Source organism: Kitasatospora sp. NPDC002551 (genome assembly GCF_040296005.1).
Classification (GTDB): domain Bacteria; phylum Actinomycetota; class Actinomycetes; order Streptomycetales; family Streptomycetaceae; genus Kitasatospora.
On record NZ_JBEOWI010000009.1, the window covers coordinates 26,992 to 48,647 of the forward strand.

General features: G+C 74.7%; 17 protein-coding genes and 2 pseudogenes. 16 read left to right on the forward strand and 3 right to left on the reverse strand.

Going from position 1 to position 21,656, the window contains the following annotated elements; all coding sequences use genetic code 11:
• Positions 1-647 precede the first annotated feature (647 nt).
• The 8 genes and pseudogenes from ABT093_RS11295 (at position 648) to ABT093_RS11325 (ending at position 10,184) form a co-directional block, all read left to right on the forward strand.
• A complete protein-coding gene (locus tag ABT093_RS11295; protein ID WP_350562860.1) occupies positions 648-3,074 on the forward strand; it encodes a penicillin acylase family protein in 2,427 nt (808 codons plus the stop codon).
• A 471-nt stretch (positions 3,075-3,545) separates the two neighbouring features.
• Complete coding sequence (locus ABT093_RS11300; RefSeq protein WP_350562862.1) at positions 3,546-4,148, forward strand: carbonic anhydrase; 603 nt, start codon at positions 3,546-3,548, stop codon at positions 4,146-4,148.
• An 88-nt stretch (positions 4,149-4,236) separates the two neighbouring features.
• On the forward strand, positions 4,237-5,724 hold the full coding sequence (locus ABT093_RS11305) for a SulP family inorganic anion transporter (protein WP_350562864.1): 1,488 nt from the start codon (positions 4,237-4,239) through the stop codon (positions 5,722-5,724).
• 171 nt (positions 5,725-5,895) lie between these two features.
• Entirely contained in the window at positions 5,896-6,591 is a 696-nt protein-coding gene (locus tag ABT093_RS11310; protein ID WP_350562865.1) for a hypothetical protein, read from the forward strand.
• A gap of 30 nt (positions 6,592-6,621) precedes the next feature.
• Positions 6,622-7,629 carry an N-acetylglucosamine kinase gene (locus ABT093_RS11315; protein WP_350562867.1) on the forward strand — a complete coding sequence of 336 codons (1,008 nt, stop codon included), beginning with the start codon at positions 6,622-6,624 and terminating at the stop codon, positions 7,627-7,629.
• A gap of 282 nt (positions 7,630-7,911) precedes the next feature.
• Positions 7,912-8,568, forward strand: a pseudogene (locus ABT093_RS40945) (hypothetical protein); the annotation flags it as partial.
• Between the two features lie 51 nt (positions 8,569-8,619).
• On the forward strand, positions 8,620-9,315 hold the full coding sequence (locus ABT093_RS11320) for an outer membrane protein assembly factor BamB family protein (RefSeq protein WP_350562869.1): 696 nt from the start codon (positions 8,620-8,622) through the stop codon (positions 9,313-9,315).
• Between the two features lie 50 nt (positions 9,316-9,365).
• A complete protein-coding gene (locus ABT093_RS11325) occupies positions 9,366-10,184 on the forward strand; it encodes a class I SAM-dependent methyltransferase (RefSeq protein ID WP_350562871.1) in 819 nt (272 codons plus the stop codon).
• Between the two features lie 165 nt (positions 10,185-10,349).
• Here ABT093_RS11325 and ABT093_RS11330 read toward each other — a convergent pair whose 3' ends face one another.
• A complete protein-coding gene (locus tag ABT093_RS11330) occupies positions 10,350-11,183 on the reverse strand; it encodes an SAM-dependent methyltransferase (protein WP_350562873.1) in 834 nt (277 codons plus the stop codon).
• 293 nt (positions 11,184-11,476) lie between these two features.
• Here ABT093_RS11330 and ABT093_RS11335 point away from each other — a divergent pair, with 293 nt between their 5' ends.
• The 8 genes from ABT093_RS11335 (at position 11,477) to ABT093_RS11370 (ending at position 19,531) form a co-directional block, all read left to right on the forward strand.
• On the forward strand, positions 11,477-11,863 hold the full coding sequence (locus tag ABT093_RS11335; RefSeq protein ID WP_350562875.1) for a PRC-barrel domain-containing protein: 387 nt from the start codon (positions 11,477-11,479) through the stop codon (positions 11,861-11,863).
• 145 nt (positions 11,864-12,008) lie between these two features.
• Positions 12,009-12,275, forward strand: coding sequence for a metal-sensitive transcriptional regulator (locus tag ABT093_RS11340; RefSeq protein ID WP_344329712.1), 267 nt, complete (start codon positions 12,009-12,011; stop codon positions 12,273-12,275).
• A 133-nt stretch (positions 12,276-12,408) separates the two neighbouring features.
• Complete coding sequence (locus ABT093_RS11345; RefSeq protein WP_350562877.1) at positions 12,409-13,323, forward strand: phosphotransferase family protein; 915 nt, start codon at positions 12,409-12,411, stop codon at positions 13,321-13,323.
• 162 nt (positions 13,324-13,485) lie between these two features.
• Positions 13,486-14,817, forward strand: coding sequence for a cryptochrome/photolyase family protein (locus ABT093_RS11350; RefSeq protein ID WP_350562879.1), 1,332 nt, complete (start codon positions 13,486-13,488; stop codon positions 14,815-14,817).
• A gap of 238 nt (positions 14,818-15,055) precedes the next feature.
• Positions 15,056-16,507 (forward strand): endonuclease/exonuclease/phosphatase family protein, encoded by a 1,452-nt coding sequence (locus ABT093_RS11355; RefSeq protein WP_350562881.1) that lies wholly within the window; start codon positions 15,056-15,058, stop codon positions 16,505-16,507.
• A gap of 14 nt (positions 16,508-16,521) precedes the next feature.
• A complete protein-coding gene (locus ABT093_RS11360; protein WP_350562883.1) occupies positions 16,522-18,516 on the forward strand; it encodes a phosphocholine-specific phospholipase C in 1,995 nt (664 codons plus the stop codon).
• An 87-nt stretch (positions 18,517-18,603) separates the two neighbouring features.
• The gene (locus ABT093_RS11365) at positions 18,604-19,077 is read left to right on the forward strand and encodes a VOC family protein (protein WP_350562885.1); all 474 of its coding nucleotides are present in this window, start codon (positions 18,604-18,606) and stop codon (positions 19,075-19,077) included.
• A gap of 4 nt (positions 19,078-19,081) precedes the next feature.
• On the forward strand, positions 19,082-19,531 hold the full coding sequence (locus tag ABT093_RS11370; protein WP_350562887.1) for an SRPBCC domain-containing protein: 450 nt from the start codon (positions 19,082-19,084) through the stop codon (positions 19,529-19,531).
• A gap of 924 nt (positions 19,532-20,455) precedes the next feature.
• Here ABT093_RS11370 and ABT093_RS40950 read toward each other — a convergent pair.
• Both ABT093_RS40950 and ABT093_RS11380 read right to left on the reverse strand, forming a co-directional pair.
• Positions 20,456-20,869 (reverse strand): annotated as a pseudogene (locus ABT093_RS40950) (FUSC family protein); the annotation flags it as partial.
• A 14-nt stretch (positions 20,870-20,883) separates the two neighbouring features.
• Positions 20,884-21,627 (reverse strand): polyprenol monophosphomannose synthase, encoded by a 744-nt coding sequence (locus tag ABT093_RS11380; RefSeq protein ID WP_350562889.1) that lies wholly within the window; start codon positions 21,625-21,627, stop codon positions 20,884-20,886.
• Between the last annotated feature and the right edge of the window lie 29 nt (positions 21,628-21,656).

Sequence of the window (21,656 nt, forward strand, 5' to 3'; positions counted from 1 at the left end):
CGGCAGGTCGGGCCTCCCGCCGCTCCCCTCCGCGGCTGACGCTGCACCTGGCAGCGCGGATGTCAATGCCGTGGCCGCGACGGCGGTCGCCAGCCAGCGGGCAGCGAAATGCCTCACTCGTCCCCTCCGATGATTGTGAATGAGCCGACGAAGGCTAACAAGGTCGGAGGGGGATTTCTTTGCCCCACCTGCCCGAACGCCGGGCGTAATGTCCCGTGTGCGATCATTCGTCAGGATCGGCGGCAATCGACCTCATCGATCCGTCAGCGAGACGAATTGTGAGGGAAGTTGACGGTCGATCACGGGAATCGAGATCGATGAAATTGCCCCGATGAGTGCCCTGCGGCGGGTATGGAGGCCTACCGCTTTTCGGAAAAGCACTCATCGTGAAGGAAGCGGTGTGGCGGCTGTGGCCGGCCGGCTGGATCACCCTCCGGATCGCGGACGTCAACGGCGACCGTCCCGCCGGTAGGGGCGGGCGCGGGCGGTGAGCGCCCCTCCGGGAGGCGTACGCGGGTAGGCCCGACGGGCGAGGGCCGGGTCGTCCCGAGGGGCGATGACCGGGCGGCGCCCGGGGCGGCAGCGTGGGAGCCATGACGGAGAAGACGAAAGTGAGTACACGTCAGTCCAGCTCACCGTTGCGGCGATTGGCGTCGGGAACGCTCGCCCTCGGGCTGGCCGCGGGGCTGCTGACGGCGCTGGTCCCCGCCTCGGCGCAGGCCGCCGACGCCGACCTCGCGACCGGCCAGGGGGCCGACCGGGGCGGCTGGACCGCCAAGATCCGCCGGACCGAGTTCGGCGTCCCGCACGTCCTCGCCCAGGACTTCGGCGGCCTCGGCTACGGCTACGGGTACGCCTTCGCGCAGGACAACCTCTGCCAGCTCGCCGACCAGGTGGTCACCGTGCGCGGCGAGCGCTCACGCTGGTACGGGCCGGACGGCCGGTCCGTCGACCGGCTCCCGAACCTGGAGAGCGACACCTACCAGCAGGGCGTGCTGCGTTCCGGGACGGTGCGGCGGCTGCTGGCCCGGCCGGCGCCGCTCGGTCCGACCGGCGAGGTGCGGCAGCTGGTCGACGGGTACGTCGCGGGGTACAACCGCTATCTGCGGGAGACCGGCGTCGACCGGCTCCCGGACCCGTCCTGCCGGGGGAAGGAGTGGGTCGGGCCGATCACCGCCGACGACCTCTGGAACATCCTCTACGAGGCCAACACCCTGGCGGGCACGGCGAAGCACTCGGTCGCCACCGCCGTCCCGGGCGCCGGCGGCCTCCCCGATTCCGATTCCGCCTCCGCTCCCGGTGCCGGGGCCGCCGCGCGGCGTGCCCAGGAGGGCCCCGCCGACGCGCCGCCCGGACCCCCCTGGGCGCGCCGCGCGGCCGACACCCCCGACACGGGCAGCAACGCCTGGGCGATCGGCCGGGACGCCGCCCGCGACGGCAACGGCCTGCTGCTGGCCAACCCGCACCTGCAGTGGGTCGGCGCGGAGCGGTTCTACCAGGCCCAGCTGACCATCCCCGGCGTCCTGGACGTCGCCGGCGCCGGGCTCTACGGCGTCCCGTTCCTGCAGATCGGCCACACCCGGGGCCTCGCCTGGAGCCACACCACCACCTACGCCGACCACTTCGCCGCCTACCGGCTCTCGCTGGTGCCCGGCGACCCGACCGCGTACGTGGTGGACGGCAAGGTCGAGCGGATGGCCGCGGAGACCGTCCCGGTCACCGTCCGGGCCGCCGACGGCACGCTCTCCACCGTCGACCGGACGGTCTACCGCTCCCGCCACGGCTACGTCATGGCCGAGGGCTGGACCGCCGAGTACGCCTACACGCTGCGCGACACCAACGCCGAGAACCTCCGCTCCCTCAACGAGTGGGTGGCGATGGGCCGGGCCCAGAACCTCGACCAGCTGCGGCAGGCCCAGCGCACCTACCAGGGCGCCCCGTGGGTGTACACCACGGCGGTCGACTCCAGCGGGACGACCTACTTCACCGACTCCTCCGCCGTCCCGCACATCACCGACGCGCTGCGGGCGCGCTGCCTGGTGCCCAACCCCCTCACCGACGGCGTGCTCGACGGGTCGACCACCTCCTGCGACCCGGGCAGCGACCCGGACGCCCTGGTCCCCGGCGTGTTCGGCCCCGCCAACCACCCGGAGCTGACGCGCGCCGACTACGTGGCCAACGCCAACAACGGCCCCTACCTGACCAACGCGCAGGCGCCGATCACCGGGCTGCCCGCCGTCTACAACGGCGGTGCGGAGCTCGCCTCGCGGCCGCAGCTGAGCCTGCGGATGATCGCCGACCGCCGGGCCGGCACCGACGGCCTGGGCGCGCCCGGCTTCACCCTCGCCTCCCTCCAGGCGGCCATGTTCGGCAACCGCGTGCAGAGCGCCGAACTGGACCGCGACGACGCCGTCGCGCTGTGCCGGGCGCACCCGGCGATCACGGCCTCCGACGGCACGCTGGTCGACGTGCGCGCCGCGTGCGACGTGCTGGCGGCCTGGAACACCCGCGCCGACGCCGACAGCCGGGGCACCGTGCTCTGGCAGGAGTACACCGGCGCGCTGGCGCGGACCGGGACGACCGCCTGGAGGACGGTCCCGTACGACCCGGCCCAGCCGCTGACCACCCCGCGCGGCATCGCCGCCGGCGACGCCGACGCGCAGCGCGCGTTCGCCGACGCGGTGCGCGGCCTGGCGGCCCGCGGCGTGCCGGTGGACGCCCCGATCGGACGCGTCCAGCGCTGGGCGGGCATCCCGCTGCACGGCTGCTCCGGCCTGCTGGGCTGCTTCAACGTCGTCACGGCCGCGCCGGAATCGGGCGCCGGCGGCGGCACGTACCCGGCGGACCTGCTGAGCGTCCCGCACGGCTCCAGCTTCCTGATGGCCACCGAGCTGACCGACCGGGGCCCGCGCACCCGGACGCTGCTCGCCTACGGGCAGTCGGCCGACCCGACCTCGCCCCACTTCACCGACCAGACCCGCCGCTACGCCCGCAAGCAGTGGGTGACCGAGCGCTTCACCGAGGCCGAGATCCGCTCCGCCCCGGGCCTGACCGTCACCACCCTGCGCCGCTGACGCTCCGTCAATTCGGCCACCGGGCCGCCGCCGTTCCCCGAACGGCGGCGGCCCGCGTGTGTGTGCCCGTTGTGTGGGCCTGCAGGTGTGCGTAGGGGGCGTGCCGGGCTCGCGAGGGGCGCGCGTGAAGGGCCGTGCACCAACTCCCCGGTCGGCTCTTGGGTTCCTCCGGTGCGCGAATGCCAAGGCGGAAGGCCGTGTACCGGTCCCGGCAACAGGATGTTAACCAGATCGGCACATTCTGCGCCCTGGACCCGCTTTTGCCGACCCGATACCCGTGTTTTACTTCCTCTTGACGCGTCATCAGGTCACCGGGGGGATACCGAGGGTCACTGGCGCGGCCCTGTGGCCTGTCCTCCGACGGCCGCGGCCGCAGCCCCTCGCCGGGGATATCTGGTTCCGACGTGCCTGCCCGTCCACCGCCCCTCCCGGCCGTCGCCGCGAGGGTCACCGAAGGAGGCATCCACCCTCATGGAACCGCTCATCGACCGGGCCCGGGCGTTCCCGCAGCGCGCGGGCGACACCGGCCGGGAACTCACCGGACTCGCCGCCGGGCAGACCCCGCAGGCCCTGTTCATCACCTGCTCCGACTCCCGCGTGGTGCCCGCCCTGATCACCGGCGCCGACCCCGGGGACCTCTTCGAGCTCCGCACCGCGGGCAACATCGTCCCCGCCTACCGGGCCGACGGCTCCTCGGGCGAGACCGCCACCATCGAGTACGCCGTCGAGGTGCTCGGCGTCCGCGACCTGGTGGTCTGCGGGCACTCGCACTGCGGCGCCGTCGGCGCCGTGGTCCGCGACGAGGACCTCAGCGTGGTGCCCGCCGTCCGCGCCTGGCTGCGCCACGCCGACCGCGCCGTGCTGCGCGCCGACGAGGCCGACGTCTTCGACCCGACGGTCGCCGGCCCGGTGCAGCGCCACGTCCTCACCCAGCTCGACCGGCTGCGCGGCTACCCCGCCGTCGCCCGCCGGCTGCGCGAGGGGCGGATCCGGCTGCACGGCTGGTTCTACGAGATCCACACCGGACTGGTGCTCGCCCACCAGCCCGACGCCGGCCTCTTCCTCCCGCTGTGATCCCGCCGTACCGTCGCGCACCGCGCCCGCACCGTCATGCACCGCCGTCCACCGTCCACCGCACCGTCCACACTCTCCCGAGGACCCGATGACTCGTCGTCCCGCCCTTCGGCTGAGCACTCTGCGCTCCGACCTTCCCGCCTCCCTCGTCGTCTTCCTGGTCGCCCTCCCGCTCTGCGTGGGCGTCGCCGTCGCCTCCGGGGTCCCGGCCGAACTCGGCCTGGTCACCGGCATCGTTGGCGGTCTGGTGACCGGCCTGCTGCCCGGCAGCAGCCTCCAGGTGTCCGGCCCCGCCGCCGGACTGACCGTGCTGGTCTTCGCCGCCGTCCAGGAACACGGCCTCGCCACCCTCGGCGTCATCACCGCCGCCGCCGGCCTGCTGCAACTCGCGATGGGCGCCGCCCGGCTCGGCCGGCTGTTCCGGGCGATCTCCGTCTCGGTCGTCCAGGGCATGCTCGCCGGCATCGGCCTGGTGCTGATCGCCGGTCAGCTCTACGCGCTCGCCGACGCCAAGGGCCCGGCCGGCGGGCCCGCCAAACTCGCCGGGCTCCCGGGCCTGGCCGCCGACGTCGCCGGGGACGGGCAGGCGCTCGCCGCTGCCGCCATCGGCGCCGGGACGGTGGCGGTCCTGCTGTTCTGGCCCCGTCTGCCCGCCCGGATCCGGGTGGTCCCCGCGCCGCTCGCCGCCGTCGCCGCAGCGACGGCCGTCACCGCCCTGTTCGACCTGCCCGTCGCCCGTGTCGAGGTGGCCGGACTCGCCGGTGTCATCGACCTGCCCGGCACCTCCGACCTCGCGGCGCTCGGCAGCCTCGGCGTCCTCGGCACGGCCGTCGCCTTCGCGCTGATCGCCTCCGCGGAGAGCCTGTTCAGCGCGGCCGCCGTCGACCGCCTGCACGACGGCCCGCGCACCGACTACGACCGCGAACTGCTCGCCCAGGGCGTCGGCAACACCGTCTGCGGCCTGCTCGGCGCCCTGCCGATGACGGCGGTCATCGTCCGCAGCGCCGCCAACGTGCAGGCCGGTGCCCGTACCAAGGCCTCCCGGGTCCTGCACGGCCTGTGGCTGCTGCTCTTCGCGGCGCTCATCCCGGCCGCCCTCTCCGCCATCCCGCTTGCCGCCCTGGCCGGCGTCCTGGTCCACGCCGGGGCCAAGCTCGTCCCGGTCCGCACCCTGCGGCCGCTGTGGCGGGCCGACCGCGGCGAGGCGGTGATCCTGGCCGTCACGGCGATCGCCATCGTGGTGACCAACCTCCTCGAAGGGGTGCTGCTCGGGCTGCTCCTCGCGGTGCTCAAGAGCGCCTGGGACACCTCCCACCTCCAGGTCACGATCACCGACCTGCCCGACGGCGCCGTGCGGGTGACCCTCCACGGCAACGCCACGTTCCTCCGCCTGCCCCGTCTCCTGGAGACGCTCGAATCCCTGGAGGACCTGCCCGCCGACCGCCCGGTACGCCTCGACCTCTCCGGCGTGCGCCACCTCGACCACGCCTGCCGCAGTGCCCTGGAACTCTGGCAGGAGAGGCACGACCGCAACGGCTCCGCCGAACTCCTCGGCCTCCCCGCCGCGGCCGCCTGACCCCCTCCGGGCCCCGCCGGGCCGTGGCCGCGGGAAGACCGCCGGCCACGGCCCGGCCGGGCGGGTGCGGTCCTCACAGGCTGAGCCCGCCCGCTCTCCTCCCTCCTCACCCCGGCCGGCGACCACGAACAGGACTGCGTTTTTCACGCCGGACCCCCGACCATGGAGGCCATGACGTCCACACCTGCGGACCGCCTCACCGACCCCTCCGTCACCGCCCCCTCCCTCGCCGAACGGCTGGCCCACGTGCGCTGGATCGCCGGTGGCCCGGCCGCCGGCAAGAGCACGCTGACCCGGCTGCTCGCCGATCGCCACGACGCCGCCGTCCTCGACGGCGACCGCGCCGAGCACCGCTGGCTCGACCGGTGCGACCCCGGGCGTCACCCGCGGCTCGCCGCCCTGCGGAACCGGCCGCCCGGGGACCAGTGGCGCGGCCGGACCGCGCGGCAGGTGTTCCGGGCCATGCCGAGCCTGCACGGCGAGATGACCGGGTTCCTCGTCGAGGACCTCCTCGCCCTGCCCGCCGACCGCACCGTCCTGGTCGACTACTTCGGGATCCTCCCGCGCGACCTCGCGCCGCTGCTCCGCCACAGCGGGCAGGCCGTCTTCCTGCTGCCCACCCCGGCCTTCCGGAAGGAGGCCCTCACCGCCCGGTACGCGGACCCAGCCCGTGCCCGGGCCACCTGGGGCGACCGGGATCCGGAGTCCGCCCTCGCCGACCGCCTCGCCCGCGACGCGCTCTGGGACGATGAGGTGCGCCGCCAGGCCCCGCTCCACGCCGCCGCCGTCCTCACGGTCGACGGCACCACGCCCGCCGCCGACCTGGCGGAACGCGTCGCCGCGCGGTTCGGTCTGCCCCGGCGGTAGCCGGGCCCCGACACACCCTGGAGGGACACCGTGGAACGGACGGCGGGGGAGTGCTGGATCGCCGGGGCCGATGTCGGCGGGTCCGGGATCCGGGTGGCACTGGCGCCCGACCGGTGGCCGGAGGGACTCGCGGGGGCGCGGACGGCCGAGCTGGCCGCACCCGCGCGGGTGTCGGCCCCGGCCGGAGGGCTGGACGCCCGGGCGCTGCTCGACCGGCTGCTCCCCGCCCTCCAGGGCCTGGCCGCCGGGCTGCCGGACGGCGCGCGGATCGGGGCCGTCGCGGTCGGCGCCACCGGGATGGCCCTGCTCGGCCGTGACCTCGCCGCCCGTCTGCCCGGCCCGCTCGCCCGCGCCACCGGGGCCCGGCACCTGGTGCTCGCCGGGGACGCGATCACCGCCCACGTGGGTGCGCTGGGTACGGACGCCGGGGTGACCGTGGCCGGCGGGACGGGGCTGGTCGCGATCGGCTACCGCCCGGGCGCCGGCTGGCGGCGGGCCGACGGCTGGGGCCAGCTGCTCGGCGACTGCGGCAGCGGCGGGTGGCTCGGCCGGTCCGGGCTGGAGGCCGCGCTGCGCGCGTACGACGGCCGCCCCGGCGGCTCGCCCCTGCTCCTCGCCGCCGCCGAACGCCGCTACGGCCCGGTGACCGGCCTCCCGGCAGCCCTCCAGCCGCGCCCCGACCGGGCCGCCCTGCTCGCCGCCTTCGCCCCGGACGTCGCCACGGCGGCCGGGGAGGGCTGCCCGGTCGCCGCCGGTCTGCTGCGCCGCGCGGGCGAGGAGATCGCCGCCACCGCGACCGCCGCCGCGAGCTCGGCGGGCCTCCCCGCCCCGGACCTCGCCCTGACCGGCGGCCTCTTCCGTCTCACCTCCCTGCACCGCGCCGCCCTCGCGGCCCTGGCCACCCACCTCCCCACCGCCCGCCTCCGCACCCCCGACGGCCCGCCCCTCCTCGGCGCCCTCCGCCTGGCCGCCACCGCCCCCCGCCTCCCATGGCCCCTCCACCCTCCCCTCCTCGGCCTCCTCACCACCGACCCCTGAAGTGATGGCGGGCACGGACCTCGACGACGGATGACGGTGGCGCTCGCGGCTCGGACGGCCATACGGAGGGCGAGGTGGCGTTCGAACTTCGAAGGGGCGGCGCAGATGGGTGCTCCATCCGTTCCGACCTGCGGTTCCGCCGTGGGGTTGCCGGTCGGCCGGGATTCCGTGGGAAGCGCCGGGGCGGTGGAGGAGCCGGTGGATTTCCGGATACCCGGGAGCGTCGGGTAGTCCTCTGGGGGCGGTCGTCCCGCGGTGCCGGACCCGAGGGAGGTGGTGTCGATGGCGGCTTCGGGGACGAGCCGGCGTTCGAGCGTGGTCAGGAACCTGGTGGCCGGCGACGTGACCGTGCACGGCTCCGTGATCCAGGGCAAGAACGTGAACGTCACACTGGTCGCCGCTCTCCCGGGCCCCGATGCGCCGACCGGGTTCCCCGGACCGACACCGGAGTGCCGCGAGGAGCGTGACGACCCGCCGCCACCGCCGCCCGCCGGAACGGACCCGGGAGGACAGGGGGCGATCAGTGGCAGGCGCAGGGGGCGCCGACTTCCCGCGCAGGTGTGGGGGCCGGTTCCGATTGCCCCCCGACAGGTCCGGGGCGGGCAGGGGCGCAAGCGCCGGGTCGAGCAGCCGCTGTACATCGACGGCTCCCTCGTCGTGAGGGAGGGATGCGAACTCCACGTCCTCGGAGCCCGGGACGGTGGCCACCGGCGACACGTCGCGGCCGGGAACGACGCCCGGCCCTTCGTCGACGCGGGGCAGGTCCACTTCCAGGGCTTGAACGGCAGGGTCAACACGCTTGATCTGCGAGCCGACAGACTGCATCGATGGGACCCGGGATTCCACCTCTACGAGGGCAGGACGAGCCTGTCCCGTGGTTCGGCCTTCACGGTCGACCCCAACGGCGTCGTCACCTCGCTGGACCTTCGCCGGAGGCGCCGACGCTGGACCATGGCGGAGGTCGCCTGTGCCGTCGTCTCCGCACCTCGGGTGTCGGGTCATGACGTCCTCGGCCTCGGGGTGATGTCCGGCGGGGCGGAGCGAGAGCCGGACTGCGTGGCGGCGATCCACGAGGAGGACGGGACGGGGCGGTGGCTCTACCCGGCAACGGCGCCGCTGTTCCCGGTGTGGCGCGTTGCCGACCGCGCCGTCTACGCGATCGAGATGCGTCCGCCGGACGCCCGCCTCATCGCCATCGACACGGCGACCGGCGACACCCGGTGCCGTTCCGGCTGGTTCACCGGCACTCCGGCGGACCTCGTCGTCACGGACGCAGCAGCCTTCCTCCGCACCACCGACCACCACCTGTACGCGGTCGACCCGGGCGACGGTCGGGTCCTTTGGGACAGACCCGGCATCACCCGCTCGCCGACCGTGGCGAACGGGCGGGTCTTCCTGGTCGAGAACGCGCGCCGGCTCGCGGTGGTGGAACCGGCGAGCGGCGAGGACCGGTGGCCGGGCAAGCCGGGCAAGGGAGTCCTGCTCGCCGGGCCGTTCGTGACGGATCGAACGGTCTGCACCGTCGGGCACGACGGGCTGACCGCGCGGAACGCGGAGACGGGGCGGGTGATCGCACGACACGCGATGAGCCTGAACCCGGACTGTCGGGGCGTGCCGGCCCTGGTGGACGGGGTTCTCTACTTCACCAACGGCCGCCGTGAGGTGGAGGCCATCGCCCTGGGGTGAGGGCGGAAAACGGTTTGATCAAGGCCTGGGGCGTGCCTAGCGTGGCGGGTATGAACAAGACCCCGACGCCCGAGGACTGGCTCGCGGCGAACCGTGCCAACTGGGACAGCCGTGTCCCCGTTCACGTGGCCAGCGCCTTCTACGACGTGGACGGCTTCGTCGCGGGGCGGGAGCCCTTGCGGGACTTCGAGCTCGCCGAGGTCGGTGACGTGGACGGGAAGTCCCTGCTGCACCTCCAGTGCCACTTCGGGCAGGACACCCTCTCGTGGGCCCGGCACGGGGCGACCGTCACCGGGCTGGACTTCTCCGCGCCCGCGGTGGAGGCCGCCACCGAGCTGGCCGGGCGGATCGGCGCGGACGGCGCCCGCTTCGTCGTCTCCGACGTGTACGACGCCGTGACCGCGCTCGACGGGCAGCGCTTCGACGTCGTCTACACCGGCCTGGGCGCGCTGTGCTGGCTCCCGGACGTCACCCGCTGGGCGCGGACGGTGGCGGCCCTGCTCGCCCCGGGCGGCTTCCTCTACCTCGCGGAGTTCCACCCCTTCGCCGACACCCTGGCGGAGGACGGCCGCACGGTCGAGTACGACTACTTCCACAACGAGGCGACGGTCTGGGACGAGGCCAGCACCTACACCGACGGCGAGCTGTCGCCCACGGCCGCCACCGTGACCGTCGAGTGGCAGCACGGGGTCGGTGAGGTCGTGAGCGCCCTGGCGGCCGAGGGGCTGCGGATCGAGTTCCTCCACGAGCACGACTTCACCGTGTTCGCCCGCTTCCCGGTGCTGGAGCACGACCGGGTGTTCCGCTTCCCCGAGGGCCAGCCGGGCGTCCCGCTGATGTACTCCCTCCGCGCGAGCAAGCCGGCGTAGCCCCGACCGCACCGGCGCCCCGCCCTTAGCGCCCGCCCCGGCTCCCGCCGTTAGCGCCCGCCCCGCCCGTAGCGTCCGCCCCGCCCATTGCGTCCGCCCCGCCCATTGCGTCCGCCCCGCCCATTGCGTCCGCCCCGCCCATTGCGTCCGCCCCGCCCCGCCGGGTCAGGGCTTGCGGGCCACCGCTCCGTACATGCTGACGCGGTCGGCGCCCGCGGGCAGGGCGCCGTCGGGGCGCCAGAGGGGGACGGTGACGACCCCGGGGTCGAGCACCTCCAGGCCGTCGAGGAAGGCCCGCACCTGCTCCCGGGTGCGGCCGACCAGGGGAGCGGTGGCCTTGCTGTAGACGCCCGTCACCCGGTCGCGGACCTCGGAGGGGAGGAAGTCCGCGGTGCCGTGCGACAGGATCAGGTGGCTGCCGGGGGCGAGGGCGTCCAGCAGCGTGCGCACCACCTCGTAGGGGCCCTCGTCGTCCCGCACGAAGTGCAGGACGGCGGCGAGGACGAGGGCCGTCGGGCGGTCGAGGTCGAGCAGCTTCTCGGCCGCGGCGTCGGCGAGGAGCTCGGCGGGCCGGCGCAGGTCGGCCTGGATGACGGTGGTCCGGCCGACGGCGGTGCCGCCCATCAGGGCGCGGGCATGGGCGAGCACGATCGGGTCGTTGTCGACGTAGAGGACCCGGGCGCCGGGATCGACCGCCTGGGCGATCTCATGGGTATTGCCGGCCGTGGGGATGCCGGTTCCGATGTCAAGGAACTGGGTGATGCCGAGGTCGGCCACACACCGCACCGCCCGGGTGAGGAAGGCCCGGTTGGCGCGCGCGGTGGAACGGAATTCGGGGTTGGCCGCCAGGGCGCGCTCGGCGGCCTCGCGGTCGGAGGGAAAGTTGTCCTTGCCTCCCAGGTAGTAGTCGTACATCCGGGCGGGGTGCGGGACGTCCGGACGGAGGTCGGCGGGGATGCCCGGCTCGCCCTGCTCCCACATGCTCTCGTAACTCTCCACCACTGCCGCGCCTCCGCCCTGGGGACCTGATGCTCCGTCGGCGGACAGCGTAGGTGTTCGAGTGGACTCCTGTGCGTGGTTGGTCGGTTCACCCCCGGTTGTGCGAAATGGGCCCCTTGCCACCCCTTACGACGGAGCCGCACCCCACCCGGGAGGGCCGCACCCCCTCACGTTCACCCGATCGGGGGAGAACCGGCCCGGCGGGCGCTCCCCGCCCGATCGGCGCAGGATGGGAGGGTCCGGGGCACTGCCCAACCGAGGTGCCGCCGAGGGGCGGCTAGCGGGAGGTCGCCATGGCCGTCGCGGAGATCGTTCCGGCCGACATCAGGGAGTGGCGGGGTCAGGCCGTCGTGGACGAGAAGGGGCACAAGATCGGCAAGCTGGAGTCCGTCTACGTGGAGACCGCCAGCGACGAGCCGTACTTCGTGACCGTCACGGTCGGCCCGGCCGTCTCGGTCGGGCTGAACGTCAACACCCGGCTGGTCTTCGTCCCGCTGGACGGAGCCGTGCTGGGCCCGGGCTACCTCAAGGTGGCGTTCCCGAGGGCGCTGGTCAAGCAGGCGCCGTCGATCGGCGTCGACGACGTCCTGCCCGCCGAGAGCGAGCCCGAGGTGTTCGCGCACTACGGCCTCGCGTACGCCACCGGCGCGGGCGGCGAGCGCAGGCTCGCCCGGCGCTGAGCGGGGCACCCGGCCGACCGCCGGACCGGGCCGCCCCCGCCGCCGGCCACCGATCACGGGCCCTTCCGCCGCCGACCACCGGGGCTCCGATACCCCACGGGGTACACTGGAGAGCCGGTAGTCGACAGTGGAAGGCGGTCCTGAGATGCAGGTGGACGAGGAGGCCGTCGGCGCGGTCCTGAACCGGCTCCGGCGCGCCCAGGGGCAGCTGGCCGGCGTGATCGCCATGATCGAGGCCGGCCGGGACTGCAAGGACGTGGTGACTCAGCTGGCCGCCGTCTCCCGCGCCCTCGACCGGGCCGGCTTCAAGATCGTGGCGAGCGGCATGCGCCAGTGCATGGCGGGCGCCGACGCCGACACCCCGCCGATGAGCGAGGCCGAGCTGGAGAAGCTCTTCCTGGCCCTGGCCTGAGCACCCGGCCCGGAGGGCCGTTGTTGTCGCGGACCCCGTTGTCGCGGACCCCGGTGTCCCGGGAAGCTTGTCCCGGAAGCCTCCCGGACCCGTCGGCCCCGCGCCGGCACCGTCGAACGGCCAAGGAATGCTCATGCCCCTCGACCCCGACGCGACGCGCGAAGCCGTCGCGTCGAGCCTGCGCGACCTGCGGTTCCCGTGGAGCGGGGATCCGGTCGAGACCGTAGGCTGGGGCTTTTCGAACGTCGTGCTCTGGGCCGGCGCGGACGTCCTCGTCAGGGTGCCGCGCACGCCCGAGGCCAGGGACGGCAGCGAGCGCACCGCCGAGGTGCTGCGGCGGCTGCCGCCCCTGCCGCTGGCCGTCCCTGAGGTGCTCGGAACGCTCCCGGCCGGGCCGCGGCTGCCGTTCGGCGCCGTGCTGCTCAGGAGGCTGCCGGGCGCGGTCGTGGACGACGACGTCGCCCGCGCGGACCGTGCGGCGTTCACCGGCGACCTGGCCGCTTTCGTCTCGGCGCTGCACGCCCGCGGCGACGGACCGCTGCTGGGCGCCCTCGGGGCGCACGGGGCCGGAGGGGCGGTCCACCCCGACGACGCCCTCGACGCCGGGACGGCCGCGGCCACCGCGGGGCGGCTGGCCGGTCGCGAGCGGCGGGTGTTCGAACGCTGGGCCACGGCCTATCGGCGGTGGCTCGCGGGCGCCGAGACCGTGCCGGTCCACGGCGACCTCTGGCCCGGCAACCTCCTGCACGCCGGCGGGAGGCTGTCCGGCGTCCTGGACTGGGACGAGGCGAGAATCGGCCCGCGGGCGGTCGACCTGTGCGGTGTCCGGTACCTGGGCCGCGACGTCGCCGAGGAGCTGATGCGCGCCTACGCGGCCCGGAACTCCCGCGACTACGAAGTCCTGCGCGAGGAGACCGGGCTCGCCGCAGTCCGGCGTGAACTGCGGGGCGTCACCTGGTCCCTGCGCCACGACGACCCCGGGGAACTCCAGGAGTCCCTGGACAAGGTGCGGCGGTCCCTGCACGAGTTCCTGCGCCCGCCCGCCTGACCCGGCCGTCGCCCGCCCGCCTGACCCGGCCGTCGCCCGCGCGGCCACGGCGGCACCGGGCTCGCGGACCCCCGGCGGGGGCGTGCGCCACCACGGCGCGCGCCCTCGCCGCTCGCGTGGCGCACCCCGCGCCACCCCCGGCCGTGCGAGGCTCGTCCCCCCATGAGCCTCGCCATCGCCCTGCTCACCCAGGACCTCCGCCTGCACGACAACCCCGTGCTGCACGCCGCCCGCGCCGCCGCCGACGAGGTCGTCCCGCTGTTCGTCCTGGACCCCGACATCGCCGCCGCCGGCTTCGCCGCGCCCAACCGCGCCGCCTTCCTCGCCGACTGCCTCGCCGACCTGGACGCCTCGCTGCGCCCGCTCGGCGGCCGCCTCGTGCTGCGCCGCGGCCCCGCCGCCCCCGCCACCGCCCGGCTGGCCGCCGAGCTGGACGCCGCCTCGGTGCACGTCGCCGCCGGTGTGAGCGCCTTCGCCCACCGCCGTGAGCAGGCGCTGCGCGCCGCGCTCGGCGACCGCCTGCACGTCCACGACGGCTCGCTCACCGCCGTCGTCCCCGGATCGGTGACGCCCGCGGGCAAGGACCACTACGCCGTCTTCACCCCGTACTTCCGCGCCTGGTCGCAGGCGCCCCGCCGGACGATCCACCGCCCGCCGAAGACCCTGCGCACACCGGAGGGCATCGCGAGCGAGCCCCTGCCCACCGCGGAGCCGGAGTCGCCCGCGCTCCCGCCGGGCGGCGAGCGGGCGGCCCGGCGGCTCTGGCGCCGCCACGACCTGGACCGCTACGCCGAGCTGCACGACGACCTGGCCGCCGACGGCACCTCGCGCCTGTCGCCGTACCTGCACTTCGGCTGCCTCTCCGCCGCCGAGCTGACGGCCGGGGCGCTGCGGCACGGCGGCGACGGCGCCGAGGCGTTCGTCCGGCAGCTGGCCTGGCGCGACTTCCACCACCAGGTGCTCGCCGCCCGCCCGCAGGCCGCCCGGCAGGCCTACCGCGACCGGGGCGACCACTGGCTGCCCGAGGACGACGAGGAGTGCGCGGCCTGGCGCGCCGGGCGCACCGGCTTCCCGCTGGTCGACGCGGGCATGCGCCAGCTCGCCCACGAGGGCTGGATGCACAACCGGGCCCGGCTGGTCACCGCCTCCTTCCTCGCCAAGACCCTCTACCGGGACTGGCGGATCGGCGCGCGCCACTTCCTGCGGCTGCTGGTGGACGGGGACCTCGCGAACAACCAGCTCAACTGGCAGTGGGTGGCCGGCACCGGGACGGACACCCGGCCGAACCGGGTGCTCAACCCGCTGGCGCAGGCCGACCGGCTCGACCCGGACGGCGCCTACGTCCGGCGCTGGGTCCCGGAGCTGGCGCACGTTCCCGGGCGGGCGGTGCACCGCCCGTGGCTGCTGGCCGAGCGCCCGGCGGGCTACCCGGACCCGCTGGTCGACCCGGCCGCGCTCTCCGAGCGCCTGCGCGGCGCCCGCGGCCTGGACTGATCCACCGCCACACCCCACACCCCCACACCCCCCGTTCCACAGTTCCCGAACCGCCCGACATTGCGTCACGTTTCGTTCACGTCCCGGTCGCTGACCTTCGGATGAATGGGCCCGGCCCCACAGTTGTACAGCCAACTGGCAACGGGGCCGCTCCCCCCAGCTTCCGTCAGCAGCCGCGGACGGCCCCGGTCCGGCATCCCTGCGGCGGCCCGGCGCCCGAGCGGCGGACAGGACCTCCGTGGCCACCGGCAGCACCCTGACTCCCACCGCCTCGACCAGCCCCCTGGAGGGCGACCGCCTCACCTTCCACTGGACCACCGACGCCCCCGACCCGAAGAACTGGGTCGGCGTCTACGACGGCGACCGCCTGCCGGGCAACGGCAGCTCGCTGCTCTGGAAGTACACGCCGGGCACCGCGGGCGACGTCCAGCTCGACACCTCCGCGCTCACCGGCGGCCCGTACACCGCCTACCTGCTGGCCAAGGACGGCTACGGCATCCTCGCCAGGACCGAGCCCTTCACCTTCCGCCCCAAGCCCGCCGTGGTCCGCCCGCACGCCGTCGTGGACGCCCTCACCGCCACCCCGGTGGCCCCCGGCGCGGCCGTCACCGTCGAGCTCGGCGGCCTCTGGGCCCGCCCCGAGGGGAACCCGGCCGGCAGCGCCGCCTTCCGGAAGGTCTCCGGCCCGGCGTGGCTGGCGGTCGCCGCCGACGGCACCGTCACCGGCACCGCGCCGACCGGCAGGCCGCCGCGCAGCCCGGAGGTGCTGGTCGTCGGGGTCAAGGACAGCGCCGGCGCCGCCGACACCGTCACCGTGCTGCTCCCGGTCGCCGACCCGGCCGCCGCGCCGCGTCTCAAGGTGGCGAGCTGGAACCTCGCCGACGCCGGCGCCGCGTTCACCGACGCGGTCGAGAAGCAGCTGCGCGTGGTGCTCGCCCAGGGTCTGGACGTGCTGGCGCTCCAGGAGACGGCCGGCACGGCCGCCCGGACGCTGGCCGACGCGCTCGGCTGGTACGCCTACCAGAGCGAGGGCAGCGTCGGCATCCTCAGCCGCTACCCGCTGAGCGCCGTCACCGCGCCGACCACCGCCCTGCCCGCCGCCGGGGCGACCGTCCAGCTGCCCGGGGGCCGCGCCGTCCGCGTCTGGAGCGCGCACCTCGACGAGGCGGACTACGGCCCGTACGCGGCCCAGGACGGGCGGAGCGCCGCGCAGATCGCCGCCGCCGAGACCGCCTCCACCCGCCTCCGGCAGGCCGAGGCGCTGGCCGCCGCCGTCCAGGCCGACGCCGCCGCGGGGGTCCCGGTGGTGCTCGGTGGCGGGCTGTCCTCGCCCTCGCACCTGGACTGGACGCCCGCCACCGCCGCCGCGCACGGCGGCGTCGGCGCGCTCGCCTGGCCCGTCACCACGGTGCTCCAGGCCGCCGGGCTCACCGACGCCTTCCGCGAGGAGAACCGGGACCCGGTCACGGTGCCGGGCATCACCTGGTCGCCGGTGCGCAAGCAGCGCGCCACCGGCAAGGCCGAGCCGCAGGACCGCGTCGACTACGTGCTCTACCGGGGCCGGCTGAAGCTGGTCGAGGCGCACACCCTGGTCGCCGACTGGCCCGCCACCGACGCCGATCCGGCCGCCCTCGCGGCCAACCAGTGGCCGTCCGACACCGCTGCCGCGGTCGCCACCTTCCAGCTCTGAAAGGCCAGTTCGCGATGTCCGACCTTTCCCGCCGCACCTTCGTCGGCGCCACCGCGGCCGCCGGCGCCGCCGCCCTGACCGGCCTGCCGGGCACCCCGGCGCAGGCCGCCCCCGCACCGGGGCGGCTGACCGGCACCATCAAGGACGTCAAGCACGTCGTGGTGCTGATGCAGGAGAACCGCAGCTTCGACCACTATTTCGGCGCCCTCGGCGGCGTGCGCGGCTTCGGCGACAAGCAGGCGCTGCGGTTCCCCGACGGCACCGACGTGTTCCACCAGCCCGACCCGCGCCGCAGCGACGGCAACGTGATGCTGCCGTACCGGATGGACACCTCGAAGTACAACGCGCAGAACGCCGGTGGCCTGCCGCACGACTGGGCGACCGGTCACCAGGCCATCAACAACGGCGCGATGAACAAGTGGATCGCCGCCAAGGGCGAGCGCACCATGGGCTACTTCACCCGCGAGGACATCCCCTACCAGTACGCCCTCGCCGACGCCTTCACCATCTGCGACGCCTACTTCACCTCGCTCGCGGGCCCGACCGACCCCAACCGGCTCTACCTGTGGACCGGCACCGCCGGCCCCGGCCGCGACGGAACCACCGGCCCCTGGATCGACAACACCCCGGTCACCGACAACCCCGTCGCCGACTGGACGACGTACGCCGAGCGCCTCGAACAGGCCGGGGTGAGCTGGCGGGTCTACCACAACCCCAGCAAGGACGACCGCACCGGCGACTACGACGACAACGCCCTCTCGTACTTCAGACAGTTCCACGACTTCCCGAAGGACGACCCGCGTTACGTCAACGCGATGACCAGGTTCGACCCGGCGGCCTTCGACGCGCACTGCAAGGACGGCACCCTGCCGACCGTCTCCTGGCTGGTCGCCCCGTACCTGTTCTCCGAGCACCCGGAGGCCGGCCCGGCGTACGGCGCGCACTGGGTCGACCAGGCCCTGCAGTCGCTGATGTCCAACCCGGACGTGTGGCGGCACACCGTCTTCCTGGTGATGTACGACGAGAACGACGGCTACTTCGACCACGTGGTGCCGCCGACCCCCGAGCCCGGCACCCCCGAGGAGTTCACCCAGGGCCGCGCCATCGGCCTCGGCAACCGGGTGCCGCTGTGGGTCCTCTCGCCCTGGTCGCGCGGCGGCTGGGTCAACTCCCAGGTCTTCGACCACACCTCGGTGCTGCGCTTCATGGAGCGGGTCACCGGAGTCGCCGAGCCCAACATCTCCGCCTGGCGCCGCGCCGTCTGCGGCGACCTCACCAGCTGCTTCGACTTCGCGGCGCCCGACCACTCGATCCCGCGACTGCCCGACACCAACGCCCTGATGGCCATGGCCGACGCCGGGACCAGGCTCCCCGGCGTCCAACTCCCCGCCGCCGGAGCCCAGTCCATGCCCGTCCAGGAGCGCGGCGACCGTCCGCACCGCCATCTGCCCTACCAGCCCTGGGCCGAGGCCGAGGTGGACCGGCGCACCGGCCGGGTCACCTGCACGATGAGCAACGACGGCGGCGTCGCCTTCCCGTACACCGTCTACCCGAACATCGCGCGGCCCTTCGCCGGCACGCCGTTCACGGTGGCGCCGGGCGCCTCGGCGACGTACCTCTGGGAGGCCGCGGCGACCAACGGCCGCTACGACTTCACCGTGCACGGCCCCGACGGCTTCGTCCGGCGCTTCGCCGGCACCGTGATCCGCGACGGCGCCGGGCGCGCGGACGTCCCGGAGGGCCAGAACGACATCGGCATCCCGATCGTCACCGCCGACCTCTCCGGCTCCGGCCGGCTCACCCTCCAGCTCGTCAACGACGGCATGACCGACGTCTGCTTCTCCGTCGCGCCGAACGACTTCGCGGGCACCGCGCAGACCGTCTGGGTGAAGCCCGGCAAGCAGAACAACCTCGCCTGGCCGCTGGACAAGCAGGGCCGCTACGACGTGGTGGTCACCGCCGCCACCGGCCAGCGCTTCACCCGCCGCTACGCGGGCTGGGTGCACTGAGCCGGGCCGCGGCCGGGGGGCGCCGAACCGGTGACCCCCGGCCGTGGCGCCCCCGCCCGGCCCGGACCCGCCGCTACCGTCGGCTCCATGCAGCAGATCACCCCATGCCTCTGGTTCGACGACCAGGCCGAGGAGGCCGTCCGCCACTACACCTCGGTCATCCCGAACTCGCGGATCACCGAGGTCACCCGCTACACCGAGGCGGGCCCCGGCACGCCCGGCACCGTGCTGACCGTCGCCTTCGAACTCGACGGCCGCCCGTTCGTCGCCCTCAACGGCGGCCCGCTCTTCCCGTTCACCGAGGCCGTCTCGCTCCAGGTGCAGTGCGACGACCAGGCGGAGGTGGACCGGCTCTGGGCGGCGCTGCTGGAGGGCGGCGGCCAGGAGAGCCAGTGCGGCTGGCTCAAGGACCGCTGGGGCTTCTCCTGGCAGATCACCCCCCGGGTGCTGATCGACCTGGTCTCCGACCCGGACCGCGCGAAGGCCGCCCGGGTGACTCGGGCGATGCTCACCATGCGCCGGATCGACATCCGGCAGCTGCTCGACGCGGCCGAGGGGTGAGCGCGTGGCCGTCCCCGCCTACCGCCACATCTCCTACCTGCACGCCGCCCCGCAGCGGGTCTGGCACGCGCTGACCAACCCGGACGAGGCCGCTCTCTACTGGGGCCACCGCAACGTCTCCACCTGGCAGGTGGGCGCCCGCTGGGAGCACCAGCGCGCGGACGGCTCCGGCGTCGCCGACGCGTTCGGCACGGTGGAGGCCGCCGACCGGCCGAACCTCCTGGTCACCACCTGGTCCGGCCCCGGGGAGGAACGGCCTGCCGGGCCGTCCCGGGTGACCTTCGAGCTGTACGCCCACCAGGACCTCACCCGGCTGACCGTCACCCACGAGAACCTGGCCGACGAGGCCGAGCGCGCGGACGCCGAGGCGGGCTGGTCGGCCGTGCTGTCCAATCTGAAGACCTACCTGGAGACCGGCCACCCGCTCCCGCAGGACCCCTGGACGGTGCCGTGACCCCGGCGGCCCCCTGAACCGGACGCCGGACGCCGGACGCCGGACGCCGGTCGCCGGTCGCCCGGTCCTCGCTCAGGCCCGGCGGGCGCGCCTGCGCTGCCTGCGCCGCCGGCGCACCCGGCCGAACCCCGGCCGGTCGCCGCGCATCCACCGGCGCAGCCGGCCGAGCCGGGAGAACCGCTCCCGGCTCGCCACCGACGCCCGGTCCAGCTCCTCCATCAGCCGCCGCGAGCGGTGCTCCAGGTCCAGCTCGTCGAGGATCCGGTCGACCTCGGTCAGCAGCGAGCCGAGCAGGTGCCAGGCGTCCGGGTGCGCCCGCACCTGCTCCAGCAGCAGCCGGGCGACGTTCTCCCGGCTCGCCCAGGCGGCGGCCAGCTCGGCGGTGAGCCGCTCCTCGGCCTCCTCGGCGTTCCGGCTGACCTGGGTGGTCACCAGCACGGCGAAGCTCACCAGCGCGCCGCCGACGTGCGCGAGCAGCTCCTCCAGTGCCACCGCCAGCCCCGGCGCGACCAGCGGCTCGCCGGGCGCGCGCCGTTTGGCGAGGTCGGTCAGCGAGCGCGAGATGACCCGGATCACCACCACGCAGATCTCCAGGGTGTCCAGCCCGGTGCGCAGCACCAGCCGGGACAGCAGCCCCTCGCTGATCCGCGGGTTGAACCGCAGGCTGTCCTCGGCCTGCCGCAGCGCCGCGTCGACGTCGGCGATCGCCTGGTCGAGCCGGCGGGCCTCGTGCAGCCGTTCGGCGGCGTCCGCGACCGGGGTCGGCCGGCCCAGCTGGTCGGAGAGGTCGAGCAGCAGGTGCCGGGCCCGGCGGGAGAGGTCCTCGATCGACTCGCCCGCGGTGTCCACCCAGAGCGGCGGGGCGAAGACGAGGTTGAACAGCAGGCCGACGGTCGCGCCGATCAGCGTCTCCAGCACCCGGTCCCAGGCCTGGGAGGTCACCTGCGTGACGCCGAGGATCAGCATCGCGCTGATCGCGACCTCCTGGACGAACTCGTCCACCCGGACGAACCGGCCGATCACCAGCGAGGCCAGGATGATCAGTCCGAGGCTCCACCAGGAGAGCCCGACCACCGAGCTGAAGCCGATCGCGATCAGCACGCCGACCACCACCGAGTTCACCCGGCGGATGCTGGTGGTGAGCGTGGAGTAGACGGTGACCTGGACGACCAGCAGCGCGGTGAGCGGGGCGGTCAGCGGGGCGGGTTCGCTACTGAGCCAGGTCGCCACCACGTAGGAGAGCGTGGCGGCGACGGTCGCCCGGGCGGTCTGCACGGCGAAGGGCTCACGGGCGGCACGCCGCACCAGGGCGACGGCCCGGTCGGGGGCCAGGGCCACGCGGACCTCCTACGCTACGGCTTGCCGCGGCGCCCCTCGCGCAGCAGCTTCCACGGTGCGAGCGCCGACTCCATCTGCACCGCGAGGCTCATCTTCGACGCGCCCTCGACCCGCTCCTCGAAGCGGATCGGGACCTCCTTGATGGTGAGTCCGAGCCGCACCACCCGGTGGTTCAGCTCGACCTGGAAGGAGTACCCGTTGCTCCGGACCGACGGCAGGTCGATCGCCCGCAGGGACTCGGCGCGCCAGGCCTTGAAGCCGGCGGTGGCGTCCCGCACACCCAGGCCGAGGATGGTGTTCACGTAGAGGTTGGCCCAGGCGGAGAGCGCCTTGCGGTGCCACGGCCACTCCGCGGCGGTCGACCCGCCCGGCACGTACCGGGAGCCGAGCACCACCGCCGTGTCGTCGGCCAGCAGGGTCGCCACCATCTGCGGCAGGACGGAGGCGGGGTGGGAGAGGTCGGCGTCCATCTGCACGACCACGTCCGCGCCGTCCTCCAGGGCCCGGGTCATGCCGGCGACGTAGGCCCGGCCGAGGCCGTCCTTCTCGGTGCGGTGCAGCACCCGGACCCGGCCTTCGGACTCGGCGGCCAGCTTGTCGGCGATCTCGCCGGTGCCGTCGGGCGAGTTGTCGTCGACGACCAGCAGATGGAGGTTCGGCAGGTCGAGGCCGGCCAGCATTCCGGCGAGGACCGGAAGGTTCTCCCGCTCGTTGTAGGTGGGCACGACCACAACGACCTTCGGGGAGGCCTCGACCATCTTCTGTTCCCTCGCGATTTCGGCGTCCG

Coding starts and splice junctions, on each gene's coding strand:
- ABT093_RS11300 (WP_350562862.1), top strand. CDS start 3,546: ATGGAACCGCTCATCGACCGGGCCCGGGCGTTCCCGCAGCGCGCGGGC.
- ABT093_RS11305 (WP_350562864.1), top strand. CDS start 4,237: ATGACTCGTCGTCCCGCCCTTCGGCTGAGCACTCTGCGCTCCGACCTT.
- ABT093_RS11310 (WP_350562865.1), top strand. CDS start 5,896: ATGACGTCCACACCTGCGGACCGCCTCACCGACCCCTCCGTCACCGCC.
- ABT093_RS11325 (WP_350562871.1), top strand. CDS start 9,366: ATGAACAAGACCCCGACGCCCGAGGACTGGCTCGCGGCGAACCGTGCC.
- ABT093_RS11335 (WP_350562875.1), top strand. CDS start 11,477: ATGGCCGTCGCGGAGATCGTTCCGGCCGACATCAGGGAGTGGCGGGGT.
- ABT093_RS11340 (WP_344329712.1), top strand. CDS start 12,009: ATGCAGGTGGACGAGGAGGCCGTCGGCGCGGTCCTGAACCGGCTCCGG.
- ABT093_RS11345 (WP_350562877.1), top strand. CDS start 12,409: ATGCCCCTCGACCCCGACGCGACGCGCGAAGCCGTCGCGTCGAGCCTG.
- ABT093_RS11350 (WP_350562879.1), top strand. CDS start 13,486: ATGAGCCTCGCCATCGCCCTGCTCACCCAGGACCTCCGCCTGCACGAC.
- ABT093_RS11360 (WP_350562883.1), top strand. CDS start 16,522: ATGTCCGACCTTTCCCGCCGCACCTTCGTCGGCGCCACCGCGGCCGCC.
- ABT093_RS11365 (WP_350562885.1), top strand. CDS start 18,604: ATGCAGCAGATCACCCCATGCCTCTGGTTCGACGACCAGGCCGAGGAG.
- ABT093_RS11380 (WP_350562889.1), bottom strand. CDS start 21,627: ATGGTCGAGGCCTCCCCGAAGGTCGTTGTGGTCGTGCCCACCTACAAC.